Origin of the sequence: Flavobacterium silvaticum (genome assembly GCF_012911565.1) — a bacterium.
Taxonomy (GTDB): domain Bacteria; phylum Bacteroidota; class Bacteroidia; order Flavobacteriales; family Flavobacteriaceae; genus Flavobacterium; species Flavobacterium silvaticum.
Genome location: NZ_JAAMPU010000107.1, coordinates 26,496 through 48,585, shown reverse-complemented (window position 1 = coordinate 48,585; position 22,090 = coordinate 26,496). Strand labels below are relative to the sequence as shown.

At 44.8% G+C, this 22,090-nt stretch carries 18 protein-coding genes; 16 read left to right on the top strand and 2 right to left on the bottom strand.

Annotation, left to right across the window (positions count from 1 at the left end; translation table 11 throughout):
• Positions 1 to 231: 231 nt before the first annotated feature.
• Complete coding sequence (locus tag G6047_RS11990; protein WP_169527868.1) at positions 232 to 612, top strand: hypothetical protein; 381 nt, start codon at positions 232 to 234, stop codon at positions 610 to 612.
• 1 nt (position 613) lies between these two features.
• On the opposite strand, the gene G6047_RS11985 is transcribed toward G6047_RS11990, so the two are convergent.
• The gene (locus tag G6047_RS11985; RefSeq protein WP_169527867.1) at positions 614 to 1,072 is read right to left on the bottom strand and encodes an Lrp/AsnC family transcriptional regulator; all 459 of its coding nucleotides are present in this window, start codon (positions 1,070 to 1,072) and stop codon (positions 614 to 616) included.
• A 159-nt stretch (positions 1,073 to 1,231) separates the two neighbouring features.
• Between G6047_RS11985 and G6047_RS11980 the strand changes: the two genes are divergently transcribed.
• Complete coding sequence (locus G6047_RS11980; protein WP_169527866.1) at positions 1,232 to 2,440, top strand: aminotransferase class I/II-fold pyridoxal phosphate-dependent enzyme; 1,209 nt, start codon at positions 1,232 to 1,234, stop codon at positions 2,438 to 2,440.
• 124 nt (positions 2,441 to 2,564) lie between these two features.
• A complete protein-coding gene (locus G6047_RS11975; RefSeq protein WP_169527865.1) occupies positions 2,565 to 4,931 on the top strand; it encodes a DUF7619 domain-containing protein in 2,367 nt (788 codons plus the stop codon).
• A 33-nt stretch (positions 4,932 to 4,964) separates the two neighbouring features.
• On the opposite strand, the gene G6047_RS11970 is transcribed toward G6047_RS11975, so the two are convergent.
• Positions 4,965 to 6,635: an amino acid permease gene (locus tag G6047_RS11970; protein WP_169527864.1), complete on the bottom strand. Its 1,671-nt coding sequence runs from the start codon at positions 6,633 to 6,635 to the stop codon at positions 4,965 to 4,967.
• Between the two features lie 244 nt (positions 6,636 to 6,879).
• Between G6047_RS11970 and G6047_RS11965 the strand changes: the two genes are divergently transcribed.
• From G6047_RS11965 to G6047_RS11905, 13 genes are all read left to right on the top strand, one after another.
• On the top strand, positions 6,880 to 7,515 hold the full coding sequence (locus G6047_RS11965; protein WP_169527863.1) for a peroxiredoxin: 636 nt from the start codon (positions 6,880 to 6,882) through the stop codon (positions 7,513 to 7,515).
• Positions 7,516 to 7,605: 90 nt separating this feature from the next.
• Complete coding sequence (locus G6047_RS11960; RefSeq protein WP_169527862.1) at positions 7,606 to 7,920, top strand: thioredoxin family protein; 315 nt, start codon at positions 7,606 to 7,608, stop codon at positions 7,918 to 7,920.
• The gene (locus G6047_RS11955) at positions 7,920 to 8,177 is read left to right on the top strand and encodes a DUF6952 family protein (RefSeq protein ID WP_169527861.1); all 258 of its coding nucleotides are present in this window, start codon (positions 7,920 to 7,922) and stop codon (positions 8,175 to 8,177) included. Before G6047_RS11960 ends, G6047_RS11955 begins: the two co-directional genes overlap by 1 nt.
• 102 nt (positions 8,178 to 8,279) lie before the next feature.
• A complete protein-coding gene (locus tag G6047_RS11950; protein WP_169527860.1) occupies positions 8,280 to 9,887 on the top strand; it encodes a glycosyltransferase family protein in 1,608 nt (535 codons plus the stop codon).
• A 164-nt stretch (positions 9,888 to 10,051) separates the two neighbouring features.
• Positions 10,052 to 10,549, top strand: a complete 498-nt coding sequence (gene tpx, locus G6047_RS11945) for a thiol peroxidase (protein WP_169527859.1) — start codon at positions 10,052 to 10,054, stop codon at positions 10,547 to 10,549.
• Between the two features lie 2 nt (positions 10,550 to 10,551).
• On the top strand, positions 10,552 to 10,926 hold the full coding sequence (locus G6047_RS11940; RefSeq protein WP_169527858.1) for a diacylglycerol kinase family protein: 375 nt from the start codon (positions 10,552 to 10,554) through the stop codon (positions 10,924 to 10,926).
• 26 nt (positions 10,927 to 10,952) lie between these two features.
• The gene (locus G6047_RS11935; protein ID WP_169527857.1) at positions 10,953 to 13,439 is read left to right on the top strand and encodes a DNA translocase FtsK; all 2,487 of its coding nucleotides are present in this window, start codon (positions 10,953 to 10,955) and stop codon (positions 13,437 to 13,439) included.
• 1 nt (position 13,440) lies between these two features.
• Positions 13,441 to 14,082 (top strand): LolA family protein, encoded by a 642-nt coding sequence (locus G6047_RS11930; RefSeq protein WP_169527856.1) that lies wholly within the window; start codon positions 13,441 to 13,443, stop codon positions 14,080 to 14,082.
• A gap of 11 nt (positions 14,083 to 14,093) precedes the next feature.
• On the top strand, positions 14,094 to 15,626 hold the full coding sequence (locus G6047_RS11925; protein ID WP_169527855.1) for an LptF/LptG family permease: 1,533 nt from the start codon (positions 14,094 to 14,096) through the stop codon (positions 15,624 to 15,626).
• On the top strand, positions 15,623 to 16,741 hold the full coding sequence (ribB, locus tag G6047_RS11920) for a 3,4-dihydroxy-2-butanone-4-phosphate synthase (protein ID WP_169527854.1): 1,119 nt from the start codon (positions 15,623 to 15,625) through the stop codon (positions 16,739 to 16,741). The genes G6047_RS11925 and ribB overlap by 4 nt, the downstream gene beginning before the upstream one ends.
• Positions 16,742 to 16,898: 157 nt before the next feature.
• On the top strand, positions 16,899 to 17,480 hold the full coding sequence (locus tag G6047_RS11915) for a TetR/AcrR family transcriptional regulator (protein ID WP_169527853.1): 582 nt from the start codon (positions 16,899 to 16,901) through the stop codon (positions 17,478 to 17,480).
• Between the two features lie 234 nt (positions 17,481 to 17,714).
• A complete protein-coding gene (locus tag G6047_RS11910) occupies positions 17,715 to 18,866 on the top strand; it encodes an efflux RND transporter periplasmic adaptor subunit (protein WP_169527852.1) in 1,152 nt (383 codons plus the stop codon).
• A 21-nt stretch (positions 18,867 to 18,887) separates the two neighbouring features.
• Complete coding sequence (locus G6047_RS11905) at positions 18,888 to 22,088, top strand: efflux RND transporter permease subunit (RefSeq protein WP_169527851.1); 3,201 nt, start codon at positions 18,888 to 18,890, stop codon at positions 22,086 to 22,088.
• Positions 22,089 to 22,090: the final 2 nt, after the last annotated feature.

The following is a 22,090-nucleotide window of genomic DNA, read 5'->3' as shown; positions in this document are numbered from 1 at the left end:
ATTTAAAAAGCACCACAAAAATAGCGATTTAAACCGAAAGCAAAACATCAAATATCAGGCATTTTACCTGCTTTTTCTGTAGTGTCGGGCGTTGCAGTTTGACTGAAATACCATCGATGAAATTCACCTGCCTTGTGATTGGAAGGTTTTTTATTTCATTCAACGATTATTTAAGGTGTTGTCGAAAGTTGTTGATAAGTTTGGTCTGTCAATCACAAGATTCTGACGACAATGGAGAATATTTTCAACCCGATATACCGCCGCGATTACTTAGCCGGATATTCCAGCGCCTTCAATCCGCATTTGGAATACAACCAGGATTTGTACAGCGAGGCCTACAATTCAGGCTTTAATCTAGGAAGACTGGAATACGAAAACATGAACGGCCACATTACCGACGGCATTCCGCTTCGTATCCTGACCCGAAAGACACTCGAAGAGTTCATGCTCGCCGGAATACTTGGCATGCGTGTGGACTTCCACGGATACAACGCCTACCAGATTGAAATCATAAACCGTTGGTATCAAAGCGGGATTGAGAAGTACGAGCCTGATTTCGGGTTCTATTTACAGGACATCCTGGAATACAATGGCATCGAAATAGCCGACTGATCTAGAATTCAAAGGCAGTAGAATATTTCACTTCCGATATCATGAACGTGCTGTGCGTACTGCCGATATGTTGCAGACCGGTCAGTTTCGTAACCATGAATTCGCGATAGGCTTCCATATCGGCCACACAAACCTTGAGTATGTAATCATAATCACCGCTCACGTGATAACATTCGAGGACTTCTTTCAATAGCACCACTTCTTTTTCAAACCGCGTCAGGAAATCACGCGAATGCTGTATCAGTTTGATATGGCAGAAAACAACGAATCCTTTGTCGACCTTTTTCTTGTCGATAAGCGCCACATAGTTCGTAATGACTCCTTCCCGTTCGAGCTTGCGGATGCGTTCGTAGACTGCCGTGACCGATAAATCCAGTTGGTTCGACAGGGCTCTTGTAGTCTGTGAACTGTCGCGTTGCAGCAACGAAAGCAATTTGTGGTCGGTAGTGTCGAGTGGCATGTTTTGTTTTTTCTGCAAATGAAGCAAAAAACAAATTGATTTAGATTTTTTATCTGAAAATTATTTAATGTAAAGAATTAAAATCTAAATTACATCGATATAGTTGATTAAAATAATCTAAATTACGTGCTTTGGACTCAACTAAAATCTCCAGATCAGTTGAAACCAGCCGACAAAATCCAGGACCTGCAATACTTCGGTGAATTCGGAGGCGTCAATCCGTCCATTTCAGATTCTTCGACCTACACCTTCCTGTCTGCCAAAACCATGTTCGATACGTTCGAAGGCAATGCGGACGGATGCTATTTATATTCGAGACATTCTTCTCCAAGCAACCTCTACCTCGACAAAGCGCTTGCGGCAATGGAAGGAACGGAAGCCGCCTGTGTAGCCGCTTCCGGAATGGGCGCCATCACTTCTACTTTGCTGCAATTGTGCAAATCCGGAGATCATATCGTGACGAGCCGAACCATTTACGGCGGGACGTATGCCTTCCTGAAGAACTTCGCTCCAAAATTCGGAATAAAAACCACATTCGTAGATATCACGAATCTTGAAGCGGTTTCTGAGGCAATAACCAATGAAACCAAAGTGTTGTATTGTGAAACGGTGAGTAATCCGCTATTGGAAATCGCCGATTTGCCCAATCTCAAAAAGATCTCAAAAGCCAAATCGTTGTTGCTTGTGGTCGATAATACGTTTTCACCCTTGTCTATTTCCGCAGCGGAACTTGGTGCCGACATCGTCATCCACAGCATCACCAAATACATAAACGGAAGCAGCGATACCGTAGCCGGCGTCAGTTGTGGAAGCCGCGAATTCGTCAATGCAATGAAGGATGTGAATTCGGGCGCTGCCATGCTTCTGGGCCCGACCATGGATAGCTTACGGTCTGCGAGCGTCATGAAGAATCTGAGGACACTGCATATCCGAATGAAACAACACAGTGCAAACGCAATGTATCTCGCACAACAATTCGAAGCAGAAGGAATCCGTACCGTATATCCCGGCCTCAAATCGCACAAAGGACATGAGCTGTTCAAATCAATGATGAACCCGGAATATGGATTCGGCGGGATGATGACGATAGATGTGGAAAGCCCTGAAAAAGCCAATGAACTCATGGAACTCATGCAACAAAAAAACCTCGGATACCTTGCCGTCAGCCTCGGCTTTTACAAGACGTTGTTCAGCGCGCCGGGTTCGTCGACATCGTCTGAAATACCTGAAGAGGAACGTGTGGAAATGGGACTTTCAGATGGATTGATCCGATTCTCCGTGGGCCTTGACAACGATATCGAAAGGACTTTTCAGAATATGAAGGAATGCCTGCAGGAATTACAGATCTGCGAGGCAGCGACTTCCTGACCTTTTCTTTTATTTGTTCGTGGAATCCATCCGGAACCTTTTGGCAACGGGTGGATTTTTTTATTGACAATCAGTTTTTTAAAGGAGTATTTATTTACATTTAGGGCAAACCAAACCTCTGTTTATGAAAAAACTTTACGCTCTATTTTTTTTACTCGCTTCTGTATCTTCTTTTTCCCAGGTCATCGACTTTCCGGATATTGGTTTTAAAGCTGTAGCAGTTGCTTACGCTGACCTTGATCTGGATGGGGAAGTGACACAGGAAGAAGCCGGTTACTGCAGTATGATGACTATTTCAGGAACCTCAGTTACCTCGCTGGAAGGCCTTCAGTATTTTTTTAACCTTCAGGATTTAGGGATCAGCAACACATCCTTGACAACTATTTCCTTGACCAACGCGAACGAAACATATTTATCGATCAGCAATAATCCTTTGCTTACCGCTATTGTGGTTTCAGGGACTGCCTTATATTATGACGGCGAATCATATTTTACGGGAAATCCATCCCTACAGTCACTGGATATTTCGGGATATGAAAATTCCGTATTTGTCAATGTTACCGAAAACCCATCGCTTGCTTCGCTAGCCCTAAACCATAGTACCCGGTTTCTTGACGCTCACAACAACGGCCTGACAAGTATTGATTTTTCAGATGCTGTGCTTACGGTTTGTGATATTTCCTATAATCAACTGGCTTCTATTGACCTGCCTAATATGTTGGATGACGGTATGTTATACCAATTCAGCCTGAACCTGTCCGGCAATTTATATACGTCAATAGAATTTCCGGAAATGATATTTCCTTTTTGGGATAATGGTATGTCGGGAATCTTGACGATAGAAAATACGCATCTGCAGCAATTGAACTTAAGAAGAATGCAGCTGAGCAATTTATACATCCAGAATAATCCGGACCTGACGTTCATTAATTTCAGGAACGGATCTGAAGATGCTGCCGTATATAATGGAGAAGGATATTTATACAGTTGGGTGGAACATATCACCTATGCCAACAATCCCTCAGTTGCCTATGTTTGTGTCGATGAAATTGAAAACTGGGGCAATCTGGCAGGCACGACAATTACGGATGGTATTACACGTATGTCAGACATCATAAACGATCCTAATGTTGTCATATCCTATTATTGCACATCTGTTCCCGGCGGAACTTTTAATATAGTGAACGGTACGGTGCGGTTCGATGCCGATGGGAACGGATGTTCTGAATCAGATGCTCCTGTCAGCGGTCTTAACATAGCTGCAAACAATTATTTTACTACCACCAATACCGATTCCGAAGGTCATTTCAGCGCTTATTCAACCAATGGTTATGTTACTGTCAGCGTGCCGCCGATTCCGTATTTTACTGTATCTCCGGCTTCTTACAGCTATAATTTTAATACCGATTCCGTTGCTGAGCCTGAATTTTGCATCACTCCAAACGGCACCCATACGGATATGTCGGTTAGTGTGATTCCGATGCAGGCCACTCGTCCGGGCTTTCCGGTTTCCTATAAAGTAATTTGCAAAAACCTTGGAACTACAAGCCAACCAGGTTATGTGACTTTGAATTTCAACAATGACCGCACTTTCAATTCCTCGGTAACGACTTTGGATCAGAACAACACGGGCTCAATTTCCTGGAACACACCTGTTTTAGCACCTTTCGCGACATTTGAGAACACCGTAATTTTCACGATGAACGGGCCAACGGACACGCCTGCTGTCAATTTGGGACAGGAGACGCATATTACTGCCGGACTCGCTGTAGCGTCTGATGAGAATACGGCTAACAATACGACTTCCGTCTTTCAAACTACAATAGGTTCATATGACCCGAACGATAAAGCGGTCAATCAGGGAGCTGAAGTTTCACTGGAGCAGGCAACGGATGGTTTCGACTACACCGTCAGGTTCCAGAATACCGGAACCGCTTCGGCTGACCGCGTGGTAATTGAAGACATGATCGATGAGGGTCTTGATCTTTCGACGCTTCGTATAATCGGAAGCAGCCATCCGTATACCTTGCAGGTCATGGGTAGAAAACTCGTCGCTTTCTTTGAAAACATCAACCTGCCGGCATCGGAAGATGACGAACCTGGTAGCCACGGTTATATTACCTACCACATCAAACCTACAAACACTGTGGCTGTCGGATCCCAATTCAGCAATACGGCGAGCATATTCTTTGATTTCAATTTTCCCATCGTGACGAATGAAGTCGTAACGGAAGTCATAGAACTCGGAACCGTTGATACAATTCAGGACGATGCCGTCAAAATGTTCCCGAATCCTGCCAAGAACCAGCTTACGGTTATGGCAAATGGAATGGTTGCTGTCACTATTTACAGCATCACCGGCCAGAAGCTAATCGAAACCGGCAAAAGGAACGAACACCTCATAGATGTTTCGATGCTTTCTGAAGGAACATATCTTACAGAAATAGTATCGGATGAAGGAAAGACAGTCCGAAAACTGATCAAGTATTAATAAAAAAGCCCCGATATTAAGTCGGGGCTTTTTTTATACGTTCAACTTACTGTTCTTTTTACCGTAGCAAAAATAAAACACAAGTCCGATGACGAGCCAGACACCAAACCATTTCCAGTTAGAAAGTGCCATTCCCGTGAGCAGGTAACAGCATGAAATAAGGCCGAGCAACGGAATCAGCGACAGGTTTTTAAGAAAGGCCAATACCGACATCACGATACATAGGATAAAGAAAATGACCATCGAAATATGATTGGTCGCATCACCGGAAAAGTCAACTATTCCTGAAAAATAATCTGGGAAAAAGTATTGGATGATTCCTGCAGATAAAACGACCAACGCCGGGAAAATAAATTTCGAATTGACATACGGAATCCGGAATTTTCCTCTCGTGGCACGTTCAGCTAGTTCTTCCTGGCTTTGGGGCGACAGTATCAGCACGCCTCCGCAGACGAGTACGAAAGCGAACAACGTACCTATGGAAGTAAAATCAAGGACGAAGTTCTCATCGGTGAAAAATATCGGAAGACCGACCACGATTCCGGTGACTATCGTGGCGAATCCCGGCGTTTTATATTTCGGATGAATTCCGGAGAACTTTTTCGGCATCAATCCATCGCGGCTCATGGTCATCCATATCCTGGGCTGGCCCAACTGGAACACGAGCATTACGCTCGTCATGGCAACAACGGCCGCAATCGATACGATGAACAGCATCCATTTGACGCCTTTGAGTGCAAAGATTTCCGCCAATGGGTCACTGACGCCGAGTTGGGTATACGAAACCATTCCGGTCAATATCAGCGCAAGTACAATATATAATATGGTACAGATGACGAGCGACCAGATCATGCCGCGTGGTAAATCACGTTGCGGATTCTGCGATTCCTCGGCCAGTGTCGAAACGGCATCGAACCCGATATAGGCAAAGAAAACCGCCGATACGCCTCCCATGACACCTCCGAAACCGTTCGGCATAAAAGGCGTCCAGTTATCGATATCGACATAAAAAATCCCTACAGCGATCACCAAAAGGACGATCAGTAATTTGATCATGACCATCGCGTTGGAGAAATTACGTGATTCCTTTGTCCCCCTGTAAACCAGATATGTAATCAGCACATTGATAAGCACGGCCGGCAAATCGAAAATGATACGCAGCGAACCTAACATGGGTGCGTTGTTCCAGGCCGCGATTCCTTCATCGCCTTTACCGTCTATGATGGCATCGTGAGCCGATTGGTAATTTATCGTGAGCCATTCGGGCAAATGAATGTGGAAGCTTTCCAGCAGGTTCGTAAAGTATCCGCTCCAGGAAAAGGCTACATAGATGTTTCCTATCGAATATTCCATGATAAGCGCCCAACCGATGATCCAGGCGAATAATTCCCCGAACGAAACATAGGCATACGTATAGGCACTTCCCGAAACCGGGACACGTGAGGCGAATTCTGCATAGCACATAGCCGTAAATCCGCACGCAATTGCACAAATAATATAGAGTATTACTACTCCAGGGCCGCCGGAAAAACACGCATTTCCAATTGCACTAAATGTTCCGCCACCAATTATGGCAGCAATCCCAAAAAAAGTGAGGTCACGCACTGTAAGTACTTTGTGTAATCCGGTGTGTTCTTCCCCGTCGCCTCCTTGTTGGATAATGGTATTGATTTTCTTTTTGCGGAATAAGGAGTTTTGCGACATATGCTGCTTGGTTTAAAAAAAACAAATATAGGAATCAGGCGATAAAATTACGAGGTCCGAAATTTTAATAAGCTTTCATTGAAAATGAGACAACAACGAAAACGTTGTATTTTAAATTATTCTCAACAATACCTATCAAATAACCATCTTCTATGATAAAATCAAATTAAATAATTTCAATTATAGATTATTTTTCAATCATCGCCTTACATTTGTTCCGAAAGTTAACCTTAAAAACAAAACTATGTCATTCGTAGGCAAAAAATTCCCCAACTTATCCGTGGACGCCATTTCTGAAATGGGCGACAACCTCAAAATCAATGTTTTTGAAGAAGCCGTAAACAACAACAAAAAAGTGCTTTTGTTTTGGTATCCTAAAGATTTCACCTTTGTTTGTCCCACCGAACTTCACGCGTTCCAGGCCGCTTTGCCGGAATTCGAACAACGCAACACTATTGTAATCGGGGCTTCATGCGACACGAATGAAGTGCATTTTGCCTGGCTCAATACGCCAAAAAACAACGGAGGTATCGAAGGCGTAACCTATCCTATCCTTGCCGATACGAACCGCAACCTGTCGAATATCCTTGGAATCCTCGATATTGATTCGTCCGAATACAACGAGGAGACGGAAAGCTACATCCTCGAAGGTTCAAACGTAACCTACCGCGCGACTTACCTGATTGACGAAACCGGAAAAGTATTCCACGAAAGTGTAAACGATATGCCGCTTGGCCGTAACGTGAACGAATACCTGCGCCTGGTTGATGCTTACACACACGTACAAACCAAAGGCGAAGTTTGCCCTGCGAACTGGGAGGAAGGAAAAGATGCGATGTTCGCTACGCGTGAGGGAGTTGCTTCTTACCTGAATAATTAATTTTTGTTAACGGTTAACAGATAACGGTTAACGGTTACGTAAGCTGATTCCTCTGTTAACTGTTATCCGTTAACTGTTAACTCAAACACAATGCTCATAGAACTCACCGACGACACACTGCAAAACATCGTCTCGACCAACAATAAAGTCCTTGTCCAATTCTCCGCGTCGTGGTGTGGCAATTGCCGGATCATGAAACCGAAATTCAAGAAATTCTCTACAGAAAATGAAGACATCACTTTTGTGATAGTCGACGCAGAGAATTCACCTGAATCAAGAAAACTGGCCAACGTATCGAACCTGCCTACGTTTGCAGCGTTCAGTGGTGGAAAGCTAATCAACGAAACACAGACGAATAAAACGGAGGTTTTGGCCGAACTGGTTTCTGAAATATCCTCCAATTAATGAAGCTTCCGGTAATCAAACACTTGGTGGATTTCATTGAGGAAAACGACCAGGATTATATCATCGAAGCCACCGAAGTCCTTGAAGCGCTTACCGAACTGCCGTCTCTCAAAGACGAAGAACTCGACGTGATTGGTGAACTGATATCGAATATGTACGGAGCGCTCGAAGTGCATCAGGCCATGAAAAGCGGAACCGATAAAAAGACAGCCCTGAATTCGTTCATGCAACGGGTTTTGGGATCTATCGACAAATAAGACCTGAATTGATTTTGTTTAAAAAGGCGCTCTGACCACGGGGCGTCTTTTTTTGTTCTTGTGCTGGCCGATTCTTTATATTTGGCTCACTGATCAAAAAACATGAAGCGGATACATCTCGTCCTGTTATCGCATACCATTGTATTTACGGCATTAGGCATCTTTGCCTTTATCCCTGAATATATTGAAGGTGATGATGCTTCATCTATCCTTTATCATTTGTGCGGACGGAATGCGGACATCCAAAGGCCATACGCCGCTTATCATTCCGGGTTCGATTTTTTGCTTGGTTTCTTAGGGAATGATGAAGCCCAGTTGCGGCAGTTTTCCATCGGGCTTTCTTTTATGAGCGGATATGCCGTAGTTTGTCTGCTGACTCTTTTTCTGGATTTGCTTGTCAGAGGAAATGACAGGTCAAAATATCTTTTCCTGGCGCTGATTCCTTTCATTGTGCCAGATGTTTTGTTCCATTCGCTGATTTTCAATCCCAGCAACGTGAGTTTTTCATTTGCCCTTTGCGGACTCCTTTTTTACATTAAGTATCTAAGAAGCCAGAAAATTTCCTTCTTTATAGTGTCTTTCCTGTTCCTTGGCTTGGCAATACCTTTCCGCTGGTCCATGCTGACTATCTTTCCTGTCTTTTTTGCCGTCGCCCTGCATGAAAGAACCATGAACCTGAAAACCTTCATTACTACGGGCGTTCATCTCTTTTTGGCATTATTCACCGGAATCTTATTGATCTGGATCACCGGATATCCGCCTGTGAAAGTGGTTGAAACGATGTTATGGGGCACTAAAGTGGTTGACAAGACAGATGCATCTTCACTTTCCGTGATCGCAACAGGATCGGCATTTTTCACTCCGCAACTAATCATGCTGGCTTTATTCGGGCTTTGGGTGATGTTCCGTAAAAAAGCAGCTGCATTGACTGATTTTTACATCATCCTTTTAGCCATATGCCCGTTTTTTATCCTGGGATTTTTCACGGCTTACAAGTTTTTGCTAAGCGCCGTTCCAATTTTACTTTTAGTGTGTTTGTATGGGTTTATGTCGATGGCAAACCGTCGTATTCCTTTCGTCCTGCTAACCGTGACAATTATCGGAACCTGGTTTATTGGTATTCAGATAGAAGCCGATGGTGTCGTTTCCGGCCCGGGATTCTGCCAACATACGAATCAGCATAACGAACGATTGGCAACCCACGAGAAAAACCCTGACAAAAGAATCCGGATAAAAAAAGTGATGCCTGTACCTGATGGCGGATTTTACATGCCCATGCTCGAAGGCCCGAGACCGCTTTACGGCTATTTTTATGTATTGTTCGGCGGACAATGGAAAGAATTCGTATCTAACTTCCGCAAAGAAAGAATAGCTATGTATAAAGTGCTTACAGCCAAAAATGCACTGTATTTCCAGGACAGGCCGGCGGCATTTTTCCAATGCGACCTCTATCGTTCCGGATACCACACAGATACGGATTTCATAAAAGCTTCACCCCTGGATTTTCGCGTATTCACCAAGTCAAACCATGAAAAAATAACGCTTTTCACCACGCCTGCAGGAAAACCAACGAACGAATTCGATTCGGAATACATTGGCAAAAGTTCCAACATCATTTTCAGGAGCACTTATTCCAGCCAGATTCTGAAGCTCACACAGGACTATCCCGAAATACGGGTGATAGGTCCACATACTATTTATAAACCCTGATACCTGTTCAATATTTTTTCATAACTTCTCAAATGCAGGATTCAGTCTGCGGAAAACCTTTTTAAATTGCGAACAAAATTGTACACTTTCTGCTTTTATAAGTGGCCATCTGCCTTAAATCAAAGCTTTAAATGCGTACTTTTGGCAATCAAAAAAACCTAAAAATGGCAACAGTGACATTGGGCGGAAATCCCGTACATACAGCAGGAGAACTTCCTAAAAAAGGAGAAGCGGCTGCAGATTTCAAATTGGTTAAAGAAGATCTTTCTACCGTAAACCTCTCTGATTTCAAAGGAAAAAAAGTAATCCTGAATATATTTCCAAGCATCGATACGGCCACTTGTGCCACATCGGTACGCAAATTCAACGCTCAGGCATCCGGTCTTGACAATACTGTGGTGCTTTGCATTTCACGTGATCTTCCGTTCGCACAGAAACGTTTTTGTGGAGCCGAAGGATTGGACAACGTGATTTGCCTTTCAGATTTCCGCGATGGTAAATTCGGTAAGGATTATGGTTTGGAATTCACAGACGGTAAACTTGAAGGACTTCATTCACGTGCCGTCATAACCCTTGATGAAAATGGGATTGTGACCTATGCGGAACAAGTCGCCGAAATAGCCGACGAACCGAATTACGAAGCCGCTTTAGCTGCTCTATAACCATGGATTTCCAAAAAGACGAAGCCTTTTTTTCCGGCCGTATCAAAAGCCTGAAATTCGCCGTTTTGGGAGCGATAAAACTGATCCGGACCGAACACAGCATCATGACGCAGTGTTTCATTGGGATTGTGATGACGATAATTGGTTTTATAGTCGGATTGACCCAAACGGAATGGATGTTCCAGACATTTGCCATAGGCTTTGTCCTGGGCATCGAAGGATTGAATACAGCCGTTGAAAAAATTGCCGATTTCATCCATCCGCAGTTTCACGAAAAAATCGGTTTTATAAAAGATATCGCAGCCGGAGCCGTATTTTTTGCGGCGATCACGGCAATTATCATCGGGGCATTGATTTATGTTCCGAAATTCAGTTAAAAAAGTTTTCCGTTAAAGGAACATATATGGCAAAAACCAAGACAAAAGCTACAGCTACAGAAACCGATAAGGCACCAAAGAAACCATGGCGTATTTCACGCCGCCATGAAATTCTTGCAGGTAGTTTGCTGCTGATAATTTCAGTGGCATTGTTGCTTTCTTTCATATCGTTTTTCATCACCGGTCATAATGACCAAAGTGTAGTCGATGCATTGGGAGACAGAAGTCTGAAAGCCGGAAACTGGCTTGGGAAATTCGGAGCCTGGATTGCCGATTTCTTTATTTACAGAGGGTTTGGCGCTGCATCCTTCCTGTTTGTAAAACTGTTCTTTCTAACGGGCGCATTTATGGTGCTCGATGTGCCGCTCAAAAAACTCAAGACCATTTGGTTCTGGGACTTTTTTGCACTTATTACGTTGTCTATCCTGTTAGGATTTTTTGCAGATTCGATTCCGGAACTGGGCGGAACGGTCGGTTATGAAATGAATCAGTTCCTGGCAGATTATATCGGATCGACGGGAACCTTGCTCCTGTTGGTTTTCTGCATCGTCATTTACTTGATTTATAAGATTCGTGTCTCTCCCGATGGTATCAAGAATTTCTTTGAACGCCGGAAGCAGGAAATGGAGAACGAGGCGAAAGCGAATGTTGTTCCTGTCGCCGAGAATGGAGCCGCATACAATCTGGAAGAATTCGCGATAGATGACCTGACGGAAGAAGACGAGGAAGAAATTGGCGAACCTGTCCTGAAACCGGCTTCAAAGTTCGAAATCAATAAAGACGCCCTGAAACCGACAATTGAGCATGCAAGCGAGATTGTCATGACCACGACTGTCCCTGAACCAGAACCGATAAGCCAGATTTTATCGCATCAGCCTGTGCATCATGGTGCTCCGGCAGAAATCATCCATACAGCCGATGAAGCCTTTACGATTGAAAAAGCTGCAGAGGAAGACATCGTCGAAGAAAACCAGGCCGCTAAATTAGTCGCAGATTTCGGATTATTCGACCCAACACTGGAACTTTCGAATTATAAGTTCCCAACAATAGATATGCTGCGTGATTACGGAGGCGGAATCACCATCAATCAGGAAGAACTTGAGGAAAACAAGAACAAGATTGTCGAGACGCTTCGCAATTATAAGATTGATATTGCACAGATTAAGGCGACAGTCGGACCATCTGTAACCTTATATGAAATCGTGCCTGAAGCGGGAATCCGGATTTCAAAGATCAAGTCATTGGAAGACGATATCGCGTTGTCTTTATCTGCTCTCGGAATCCGTATCATCGCGCCTATTCCGGGTAAAGGGACTATAGGTATCGAAGTCCCGAACAAGAACCCGACGATGGTTTCCATGAAAAGTGCCATCGGCTCCGCCAAATTCCAGGAAGCCGAAATGGAACTGCCGATCGCGCTTGGAAAGACCATTTCAAACGAGACATTCGTAGTCGATTTAGCCAAGATGCCTCACTTGCTTATGGCGGGTGCGACGGGTCAGGGAAAATCCGTCGGACTCAATGCCGTACTGACATCGTTACTTTATAAAAAACATCCGGCCGAAGTGAAATTCGTGCTTGTCGACCCGAAAAAAGTCGAGTTGACGCTGTTCAATAAAATAGAGCGCCATTACCTCGCGAAACTTCCGGATACCGAAGATGCGATCATCACCGATAATGCAAAGGTCGTCAACACCCTGAACTCCCTTTGTGTGGAAATGGATAATCGCTATTCGCTTTTGAAAGATGCGATGGTGCGGAACATCAAGGAATACAACGAAAAGTTCCGTAACAGAAAATTGAATCCGGAAGCAGGCCACAGATTCTTACCGTATATCGTTCTGGTTGTGGACGAATTCGCAGATTTGATCATGACGGCCGGCAAAGAAGTAGAAACACCTATCGCGCGTTTGGCGCAACTTGCACGAGCCATCGGAATCCATTTGATCATTGCGACACAGCGTCCGTCTGTCAACGTAATTACAGGTATCATCAAAGCTAACTTCCCGGCAAGGATCGCTTTCCGTGTAACTTCGAAAATCGATTCACGGACGATTCTCGATACACAAGGTGCCGATCAGCTTATCGGTCGCGGAGATTTACTGTACTCGAATGGAAACGATATTGTCCGCGTCCAATGTGCATTCGTTGACACGCCGGAAGTGGAAAAAATCACCGAATTCATCGGCGCACAAAAAGCATATCCGGATGCATATCTGCTGCCTGAATACGTACCTGAAGGCGAAACTGGCATTAATCTTGATATCGACATTTCTGAAAGAGATTCGCTCTTTAGGGAAGCCGCCGAAGTTATCGTATCTTCACAACAAGGTTCCGCTTCCCTCTTGCAACGTAAATTGAAATTGGGTTATAACCGCGCCGGAAGGCTCATCGACCAGCTCGAAGCAGCCGGAATTGTCGGACCGTTTGAAGGCAGCAAAGCAAGAAGTGTGAATGTTCCTGATTTACAGGCTCTGGATCAATTCTTTAGCAATGAGCAAAACAACCTTTAGCATGAAAAATTTCCTCTCCATCGCATTGTTTATCCTTTTCGCCACCTCACTTCAGGCACAGGATAAAAAAGCGAAGGATTTGCTGGATCAGGTGACCGCCAAAGTAAAAAGTTACGAGAATATCGTCATCGACTTCAAGTACAACCTGAATAATTCAAAGGAAAACATCAATCAGGAAAGCAAAGGCAACGTTGTGCTTTCGGGCAATAAGTACGTACTCAATTTTATGGGTGCGACCAAAATGTTTGACGGAAAAAAGACCTATACCATTGTTCCGGAAGACGAAGAAATCACCATATCCAAAGTCAGCGACAAAGATGAAAATGCCATCACTCCGTCTAAAATGCTGACTTTTTTCAATTCTGGTTACAAGTACACCTGGGATATTCTGCAGAACATCAAAGGGAGAAAAATACAATACATCAAGCTCGTTCCTATCTCGAATAAAGACCAGCGTAAAGAAATCCTTCTTGGGATTGACAGCCAGACCAAACACATTTACAATCTTATCGAACTCGGAAAGAACGGCACCAAAACCACACTGACCGTTAATTCTTTCAAATTCAACCAACCTTTGTCAAAAAATCAGTTTACCTTTACCCAGAGTAAATATCCCAATTATTACATCAATAATTTAGACTGATTTTCCCCACGGTGAAGATTCTCGACCGGTACATCCTTCAATCCTTCCTGAGTACGTTTGCTACGGTTTTCGTCATTCTGTTCTTCATTTTCATTTTGCAGACCGTATGGCTTTTTATAGCCGAGCTTGCCGGAAAAGACCTTGATATTTTCCTGGTCCTAAAGTTCCTGATGTTCGCCATGCCACGCATCATTCCTTTGGTTTTACCGCTTTCGGTTTTACTGGCTTCCATCATGACCTTTGGAAGTTTTGCCGAGAATTACGAGTTTGCAGCCATGAAATCGTCAGGTATTTCCCTGCGTCGCGCCATGCACAGCCTGGTTGTTTTTATCCTATTGTTGTCTGTTGCATCCTTCTTTTTTGCCAACAATGTTATTCCTTACGCCGAATACAAGTTCATAAATTTCCGGGCCGATATTGCCAAAAGGACGCCTGCAATGGCTATTGCCGAAGGCCAGTTCAGCGATATCGGGACATATAATATCAAAGTCGATAAAAAGTCAGGCGAAAACGGGAACCATCTTACAGGTGTTACCATCCACAAAAAAGCGGCAATCGGAAATACCACTACGGTCATCAAATCAAAGACAGGTGAACTGAGCACGAGTGAAAAATCGAACATTCTCCAACTCATACTCAATGACGGCAATTACTACGAAGACGTCACTCCGAAAGACTACAACGACCGCAAGAAACTTCCGTTTGCCAAAAGCGACTTTAAAAAATACATCATCAACATGGATTTGTCCAAGCTCAATAAAAACGATGATGAGAGCAGCGCCGATGTAAGCACCAATGCCATGCTCAACGTAAGCGAACTGTCATACACCCTTGATTCACTCCACAAAAGTTATTCAAAAGATGTGGCTTCGTTTGCCGATAATATGTACCAACGTACCGGTATCGTCTCCATCCAGCAGCCTATGCCCGGAAACTTGCCTGCCAAAACTCCTGGTACTTTGACACGGCCTATTCCTCCAAGCCGACTGCCAGTTGCTCAAAAACCAGCGGATACAACTAAAAAAGTACCGCTACAAAACAACCTGCTTGCTATGTTTACCCGACCTCAGAAAGGACCGCTTTTGAAGGTTGCGAAAAGTAACATAGAAAGTGTGGCTTTTACTATCGATGGTTCAAGTTTCGACCGATCTGAAAAAATCAAGAACATCAACAACCACCAACTTGCCTTTTACGATAAATTCGTCATAGCGTATGCGTGCATCCTGATGTTCTTTATCGGTGCGCCTCTCGGGGCCATTATCCGTAAAGGCGGAATCGGGTTGCCTATCGTGTTTGCCGTACTCATTTTCATCACCTTCCACTTCATCAACACCTTCGGGAAACGTATTTCGCAAAGCGACGAAATGCCGCCATTCGTGGGAGCGTGGATGTCATCTTTTATACTCACTCCTTTTGCAATCCTGCTGACGTACCGCGCCACCAACGATATCGGGCTGTTCAGCATGGACACTATTACAGAGCCAATTATCCGTTTTTTCTCCAGTATTTTCAAACGGAAAAAGGACCAATTACCAGAATCATGAAACTCAATACCATAGAAGAGGCGATTGAAGATATCCGCCAGGGAAAAATCATTATTGTCGTAGACGATGCCGATCGTGAAAACGAAGGCGATTTTTTGGCCGCCGCCGATAAGGTGACGCCCGAAATGATAAATTTCATGGCGACCCACGGACGCGGACTGATTTGTACGCCTCTGACGGAAAGCCGCTGCAAGGAACTAGATTTACGTCCCATGGTTACGAACAATACCGATCATATGGAAACGGCGTTTACGGTTTCCGTCGATTTGAAAGGACGTGGTGTAACAACTGGAATTTCAGCAGATGACAGAGCCAAGACTGTTCTTGCCCTGACCGATCCGGATACCAAGTCTTATGATTTGGCACGACCGGGACATATTTTTCCTCTCATTGCCAAACAAGGCGGCGTTCTCAGACGCACCGGACACACCGAAGCTGCCATAGACTTCGCGCGTCTTGCGGGTTTTAAACCTGCCGGCGTCATTTGCGAGATCATGAATGAAAACGGAACCATGGCGCGGCTGCCTGAATTGTTCGAAGTTGCCAAACGATTCGATTTGAAGCTTGTTTCAATAGAAGACTTGGTGGCTTACCGAATGCAGCACGATAGTCTCATCGTAAAGAAAGAAGACTTCGATGTCGAGACGCGTTTCGGTACGTTCCGCCTTCGCGCCTATATCCAAACGACAAACAAACAAGTCCATATTGCATTGACCAAAGGAAACTGGAATGCCGGCGAGCCTATCCTGACACGTATCAATTCCACCCAGGTCAACAACGATTTACTTGGTACGCTGACGAATAATGCCGATAAAAAACTCGACGATATGTTCCGTTTGATCAACGATGAAGGCCGCGGCGCCGTGCTTTTCATCAACCAGAATATGGAAGCCTATGGTTTGCTGAACCGGATTTCTGAACTAAAGGATTTGCAATCACGCGGCATCCAGAAAGCGCCTGCTATCATCATCGACAACAAAGACTTTGGGATTGGTGCGCAGATGCTTCACGATCTCGATATCTGCAAGATCCGCCTGATCTCGAATACGCAACAGGGAAAACGGGTTGGGATGATTGGTTACGGACTTGAAATCACCGAATACGTCGGGTTTTAATTAGCTCAACGAATCCATTAAGAAATTTTTAACCTGTGAAAAACTATCGTAAATACTGGGGTTTTTCAAGATATTAATAGATAACAGGATAAAAAAAACCTTTTTGAAACGACTGTTCCAGAATTAATTCTATCTTTGCTCACGAAAATGATGTACGATGGCACGCTGTGTTGAATTTAATGAATGCGAAATTATAGAAAAAGCGATGAATGTCTTTTGGGAAAAAGGCTATCATGCGACTTCGATGCAGGATTTGGTAGATGCAATGCAGATTAACAGAAGTAGTCTCTACAACACCATCGGAGACAAACACGCGTTGTTTTTGAAATGCGTGAAAAATTACACCGAAGGCGTTCTGTGCGAAACCCGTGAGAAAATCTCCAAAGAAAAATCGGCGTTGCAGGCGTTGGTAAACATCATCAAAGATAAAGCGGCCTGGGTTGCCAATAGCGATAAAGGGTGTCTGGGAATAAAAACCATTTTCGAGATTGCCCCGGAAGACGAATCCGTAAGGAACGTGTTGAGCAAAAACAATGAAGTCTATCTAATCATGCTGTCTGACCTGATCCAAAAAGCGATCGACGACAAAGAGCTCAATGTTACCGAAGACGCTTCTTTCCTTGCCGAATATATCATGACGACTTTCACCGGCTGGAAGCAGGCTTTCATCCTAAACGAAGATCCAATCATGATCAAAAAAATGTCTGAATTCCTTATCAAAAGTATTACCCACAAGTAATATTTTTTTTGAACAATTTTGGAACGTTCATTTCAAAATGAATGTTACGGAACAATTATTAAATTTTTAAAACGCAGCTTCAATTCTGGAACAAACGTTTCAGAATAAATAAGTTAACACTAACAAATCTTTATCAATCAGCATTAATTCTGAACCATTCATTCCAAAATAGCCATGAAAACTAAAAGCCAAAATCAAGAACAAAATCCATCACTAACAAACAAATTGAACCTCATGAAAAGCATAATTACGTTAACCCTGATTGCCCTGTTTGCATTCGGTTGTGCCGATAAAAACGCCGGTGCACCAGCCGGCGCACCGGCAACACTTCCTGTAATGGAAATTGCTTATGCCTCGACCAGTACCGAAACGGAATATCCGGTTGCCATTCAAGGTAAGACAGATGTCGAGATACGACCACAGGTAAGCGGAACCTTAGACCAGATATTCGTTGATGAAGGCGCTTACGTCACTGCCGGCCAATCCCTTTTTAAAATAAACGAAAAGCCATATCGCGAACAATACAACAATGCGTCTGCAAGTTTGAATGCCGCCGAAGCAGCCGTATTGAACGCCCAACTGGAAGTTGAAAAACTGACTCCGCTGGTTGCCAATAAAGTGGTTTCCGACTATCAATTAAAAACAGCGAAAGCCAATCTGGCCATCGCAAAAGCAACTGTCGCACAGACAAAAGCTACCGTCGGTTCGGCACAGATCAATCTCGGCTACACCATCATCAAAGCTCCGGTTAGCGGTTACATTGGCCGGTTGCCTAAAAAACAAGGAAGCCTCATAAGCCCGGCAGATCCGGAATCACTGACGACTTTGTCTGACACCAAAGATGTATACGCCTATTTCTCATTGAGCGAAAATGAATTCATCAATTTCAAATCGTTGTACAAAGGCAACACCTTAAACGAAAAGCTCAAAGGTCTGGCGCCTGTTTCATTGGTTCTTTCAGATGACAGCGTCTATCCGCAACAAGGCAAGATCGATATGATCGACGGCCAATTCGACAAAACTACAGGAGCCATCACCATGAGGGCCACATTCCCGAATGCCAACGGCTTGTTGCGTTCCGGAAATACCGGAAAGGTAAAAATCAGCATCCAACATCAAAACGCTATCGTAATTCCTCAGGACGCTACCGTAGAAATACAGGATAAAGTCTATGTTTTCCTTGTCGATAAAAAGAACGCCGTGACACGCCAGCCGGTTTCGGTTTCGGGAAAATCAGGAACAACCTATCTAATCAAAGACGGTATTTCGACCGGAGACAGAATCGTCCTCAAAGGATTCGAAAACCTGCCTGACGGTGCTACCATCATACCTGAATCTGGCGTAAGTGAACAGGCGAAACAAAAAAAGACGGTAGCCAAACTATAATCTAAACCACACAGACATATCATGTTACAAAAATTCATTGACAGGCCCGTACTGTCAACAGTCATCGCTATTCTTATAGTTATCCTCGGTGCCATCGGGTTAAGTACCCTCCCACTCCAGCAATTTCCGGACATTGCACCTCCTGCGGTCCAGGTTGTGGCTTTGTATCCGGGAGCGAATGCAGAAACAGTCCTGCGTTCAGTGGCACCTTCACTCGAAGAGGCCATCAACGGGGTCGAAAACATGAGCTATATGAGTTCGACAGCGAGTAACGACGGATCGCTTGTCATTACCGTAAACTTCAAGCTCGGGACAGATCCGGACCAGGCAGCCGTAAACGTCCAGAACCGCGTGGCTCAGGCATCGAGTCAGTTACCCGCAGAAGTACTGCAAGCAGGAATCTCAACAACCAAGCAACAAAACAGCTTGCTCATGGTTGTCGATTTGTACACCGACAACGAAAAGCAATACGACCAGACCTTCCTGGCCAATTACGCCCAGATCAATATCATCCCTGAATTAAAACGGATTCCTGGTGTGGGACAGGCACTTATATTCGGTGGTAATAAAGACTATTCGCTTCGGGTTTGGCTCGATCCGGCAAAAATGGTAAGTTACAGGCTGACCCCGAAAGAAGTCATGGGTGCCATTCAGGACAAAAACCTCGAAGCCGCTCCCGGACGTTTTGGTGAAGCCAGCAAGGAAGCCTTCGAATACGTCATCAAGTACAAAGGGAAGCTCAACAACCCGACTGCCTATGAAAATATCGTGATCCATTCCAATTCAGATGGTTCGGTTTTACGATTGAAGGATGTCGCAAAAGTGGAACTGGGATCTTACACGTATGCGAGTAGTACCCGCATCGACGGAAAATCAGGCCTTAACATTGGTATTTTCCAATTACCCGGTTCCAACTCAAGCGATGTGCAGATAGCTATCCGCGAAATGATGGACAAAGCATCAAAGGATTTTCCGAAAGATGTCAAACACCTGATTTTGTATAACACCAAAGATTCTCTCGATATGTCGATTGCCCAGGTGAAATCGACGCTGATCGAAGCTTTTATATTGGTATTCATCGTGGTCTTTTTGTTCCTTCAGGACTTCAGGGCCACGCTGATTCCTGCCATCGCGGTTCCGGTTTCCATCCTGGGTACGTTCTTTTTCATGCAGATTTTCGGTTTCTCGGTCAACCTGCTGACGTTATTCGCCCTCGTACTCGCTATCGGTATTGTCGTGGATGATGCCATCGTTGTCGTCGAGGCCGTGCACGAGAAAATGCACAGTAAGAAGCTTTCGGCAAAATCGGCAACCACATCTGCCATGAGCGAGATTACGGGCGCGATCATTTCGATTACGCTGGTCATGTCGGCCGTTTTCCTTCCGGTTGGGTTTATGCAGGGATCGACAGGTGTTTTCTACAGACAGTTCGCCTTTACCCTCGCGATCGCGATTGTCATATCTGCCGTAAACGCCTTGACGTTAAGTCCGGCACTGGCCGCCTTATTTTTGAAAGATGTACCTCACGACGATCACCACCATGGTGAAGTCAAGCCGCAGGGTTTCAAACAAAAATTCTTTGTCGGCTTCAACAAAGGTTTTGACAGGCTGACGAACAATTATGTGAACAGTCTTCGCTTCCTGATCAAGAACAGATGGCTCAGTTTTGGCGGACTCGCCGTGGTCATTGCCGCAACGGTTTATATGGTAAAGACGACGCCGACCGGATTCATTCCGTCTGAAGACCAGGGATTCATTGCCATCTCACTTTCAATGCCGGCAGGGGCTTCATTGGAACGCACTCAGAACGTCATGAAAGAAGTCGAAGGCAAACTCGGCAATCTTCCATCGAAGAAAGTCCTCAATATCATTTCCGGTTTCAACATGCTGACGCAATCGACAAGTGCATCTGCCGGAGTCGCTTTCATCCTGCTCAAACCTGCCAAGGAACGTGGCGAATTGCACGACATCAATGACATCATGAACGATGTACGCGGACGACTGGCCGGAATCAAAGGTGCGAACTTCTTTGTGTTTACATTCCCTACCGTTCCAGGCTTCAGCAACGTGGACGGACTCGATATCGTACTCAAAGACAAAACCGGCGGAAGCATCCAGAAATTCACCGGAATCAGTACGCAATTCATTGGCGAGCTCATGAAGCGTCCGGAAATCGCGGTTGCCTTTACGAGTTTCAAAGCAGATTATCCACAGCTTGAAATGGAAGTCGACGACGTAAAAGCAGACCAACTCGGCGTCAGCGTCCGTGATGTGTTGCAGACGATACAAGCGTATTACGGAAGTGCGCAGGCATCGGATTTCAACCGCTTCGGGAAATATTACCGCGTCATGGTCCAGGCCGATGCAGCTGCACGTAATAATCCCGAAACCATGCGGAACATCTTCGTCAAGAACCGTACAGGCGAAATGGTTCCGGTGAGTTCGTTGGTAAAACTCAAACCGGTCAACGGATCCGAGACCGCTTCGAGATATAACCTGTTCAATTCAATCGGGGTGAATGCGATTGCAAAACCGGGTTTCAGTTCCGGAGCGGCCATACAGGCAGTCCAGGAAGTGGCAGAAAAGCAATTGCCTAAAGGATATTCGATAGAATTCTCCGGTCTGACCAAAGAAGAACTTACCTCTTCCGGCCAATCCGCTATAATCTTCGGATTAAGCCTGCTGTTCGTGTTCTTTCTGCTCGCGGCCCAATATGAAAGCTATATCCTTCCGGCAGCCGTATTGTTATCGATACCGACAGGAATCTTCGGGGTTTTCGCAGCCATCGGCATGACCGGAATCGCAAACAACATTTACGTACAGGTGGCACTCATCATGCTCATCGGGTTGCTCGCGAAGAACGCGATTTTGATCGTGGAATTCGCCATACAGAGACGACGCGCAGGTAAATCGCTGCTGGCATCGGCACTCGAAGCGGCCAAACTCAGGTTGCGCCCTATCATCATGACTTCGTTCGCCTTTGTCGTCGGGTTGATCCCGATGATGCGCGCCACAGGTCCATCTGCCTTAGGAAACCACTCCATCAGTATTGGGGCGGCAGGCGGAATGGTGTCTGGTGTAATCCTCGGGATTTTCATCATTCCGGTACTTTTCATCGCCTTTCAGTACCTGCAGGAAAAAGTCTCGGGAAAACCGCTGGCCGTCATCAACAATGAAAAAAAGGAGCAGAACCACCTGCAATTAGAACCATCTGAAATTTAATT

Coding starts and splice junctions, on each gene's coding strand:
- G6047_RS11965 (WP_169527863.1), top strand. CDS start 6,880: ATGTCATTCGTAGGCAAAAAATTCCCCAACTTATCCGTGGACGCCATT.
- tpx (WP_169527859.1), top strand. CDS start 10,052: ATGGCAACAGTGACATTGGGCGGAAATCCCGTACATACAGCAGGAGAA.
- G6047_RS11935 (WP_169527857.1), top strand. CDS start 10,953: ATGGCAAAAACCAAGACAAAAGCTACAGCTACAGAAACCGATAAGGCA.
- G6047_RS11955 (WP_169527861.1), top strand. CDS start 7,920: ATGAAGCTTCCGGTAATCAAACACTTGGTGGATTTCATTGAGGAAAAC.
- G6047_RS11990 (WP_169527868.1), top strand. CDS start 232: ATGGAGAATATTTTCAACCCGATATACCGCCGCGATTACTTAGCCGGA.
- G6047_RS11960 (WP_169527862.1), top strand. CDS start 7,606: ATGCTCATAGAACTCACCGACGACACACTGCAAAACATCGTCTCGACC.
- G6047_RS11970 (WP_169527864.1), bottom strand. CDS start 6,635: ATGTCGCAAAACTCCTTATTCCGCAAAAAGAAAATCAATACCATTATC.
- G6047_RS11950 (WP_169527860.1), top strand. CDS start 8,280: ATGAAGCGGATACATCTCGTCCTGTTATCGCATACCATTGTATTTACG.
- G6047_RS11975 (WP_169527865.1), top strand. CDS start 2,565: ATGAAAAAACTTTACGCTCTATTTTTTTTACTCGCTTCTGTATCTTCT.
- G6047_RS11930 (WP_169527856.1), top strand. CDS start 13,441: ATGAAAAATTTCCTCTCCATCGCATTGTTTATCCTTTTCGCCACCTCA.
- ribB (WP_169527854.1), top strand. CDS start 15,623: ATGAAACTCAATACCATAGAAGAGGCGATTGAAGATATCCGCCAGGGA.
- G6047_RS11985 (WP_169527867.1), bottom strand. CDS start 1,072: ATGCCACTCGACACTACCGACCACAAATTGCTTTCGTTGCTGCAACGC.
- G6047_RS11915 (WP_169527853.1), top strand. CDS start 16,899: ATGGCACGCTGTGTTGAATTTAATGAATGCGAAATTATAGAAAAAGCG.
- G6047_RS11905 (WP_169527851.1), top strand. CDS start 18,888: ATGTTACAAAAATTCATTGACAGGCCCGTACTGTCAACAGTCATCGCT.
- G6047_RS11910 (WP_169527852.1), top strand. CDS start 17,715: ATGAAAAGCATAATTACGTTAACCCTGATTGCCCTGTTTGCATTCGGT.
- G6047_RS11940 (WP_169527858.1), top strand. CDS start 10,552: ATGGATTTCCAAAAAGACGAAGCCTTTTTTTCCGGCCGTATCAAAAGC.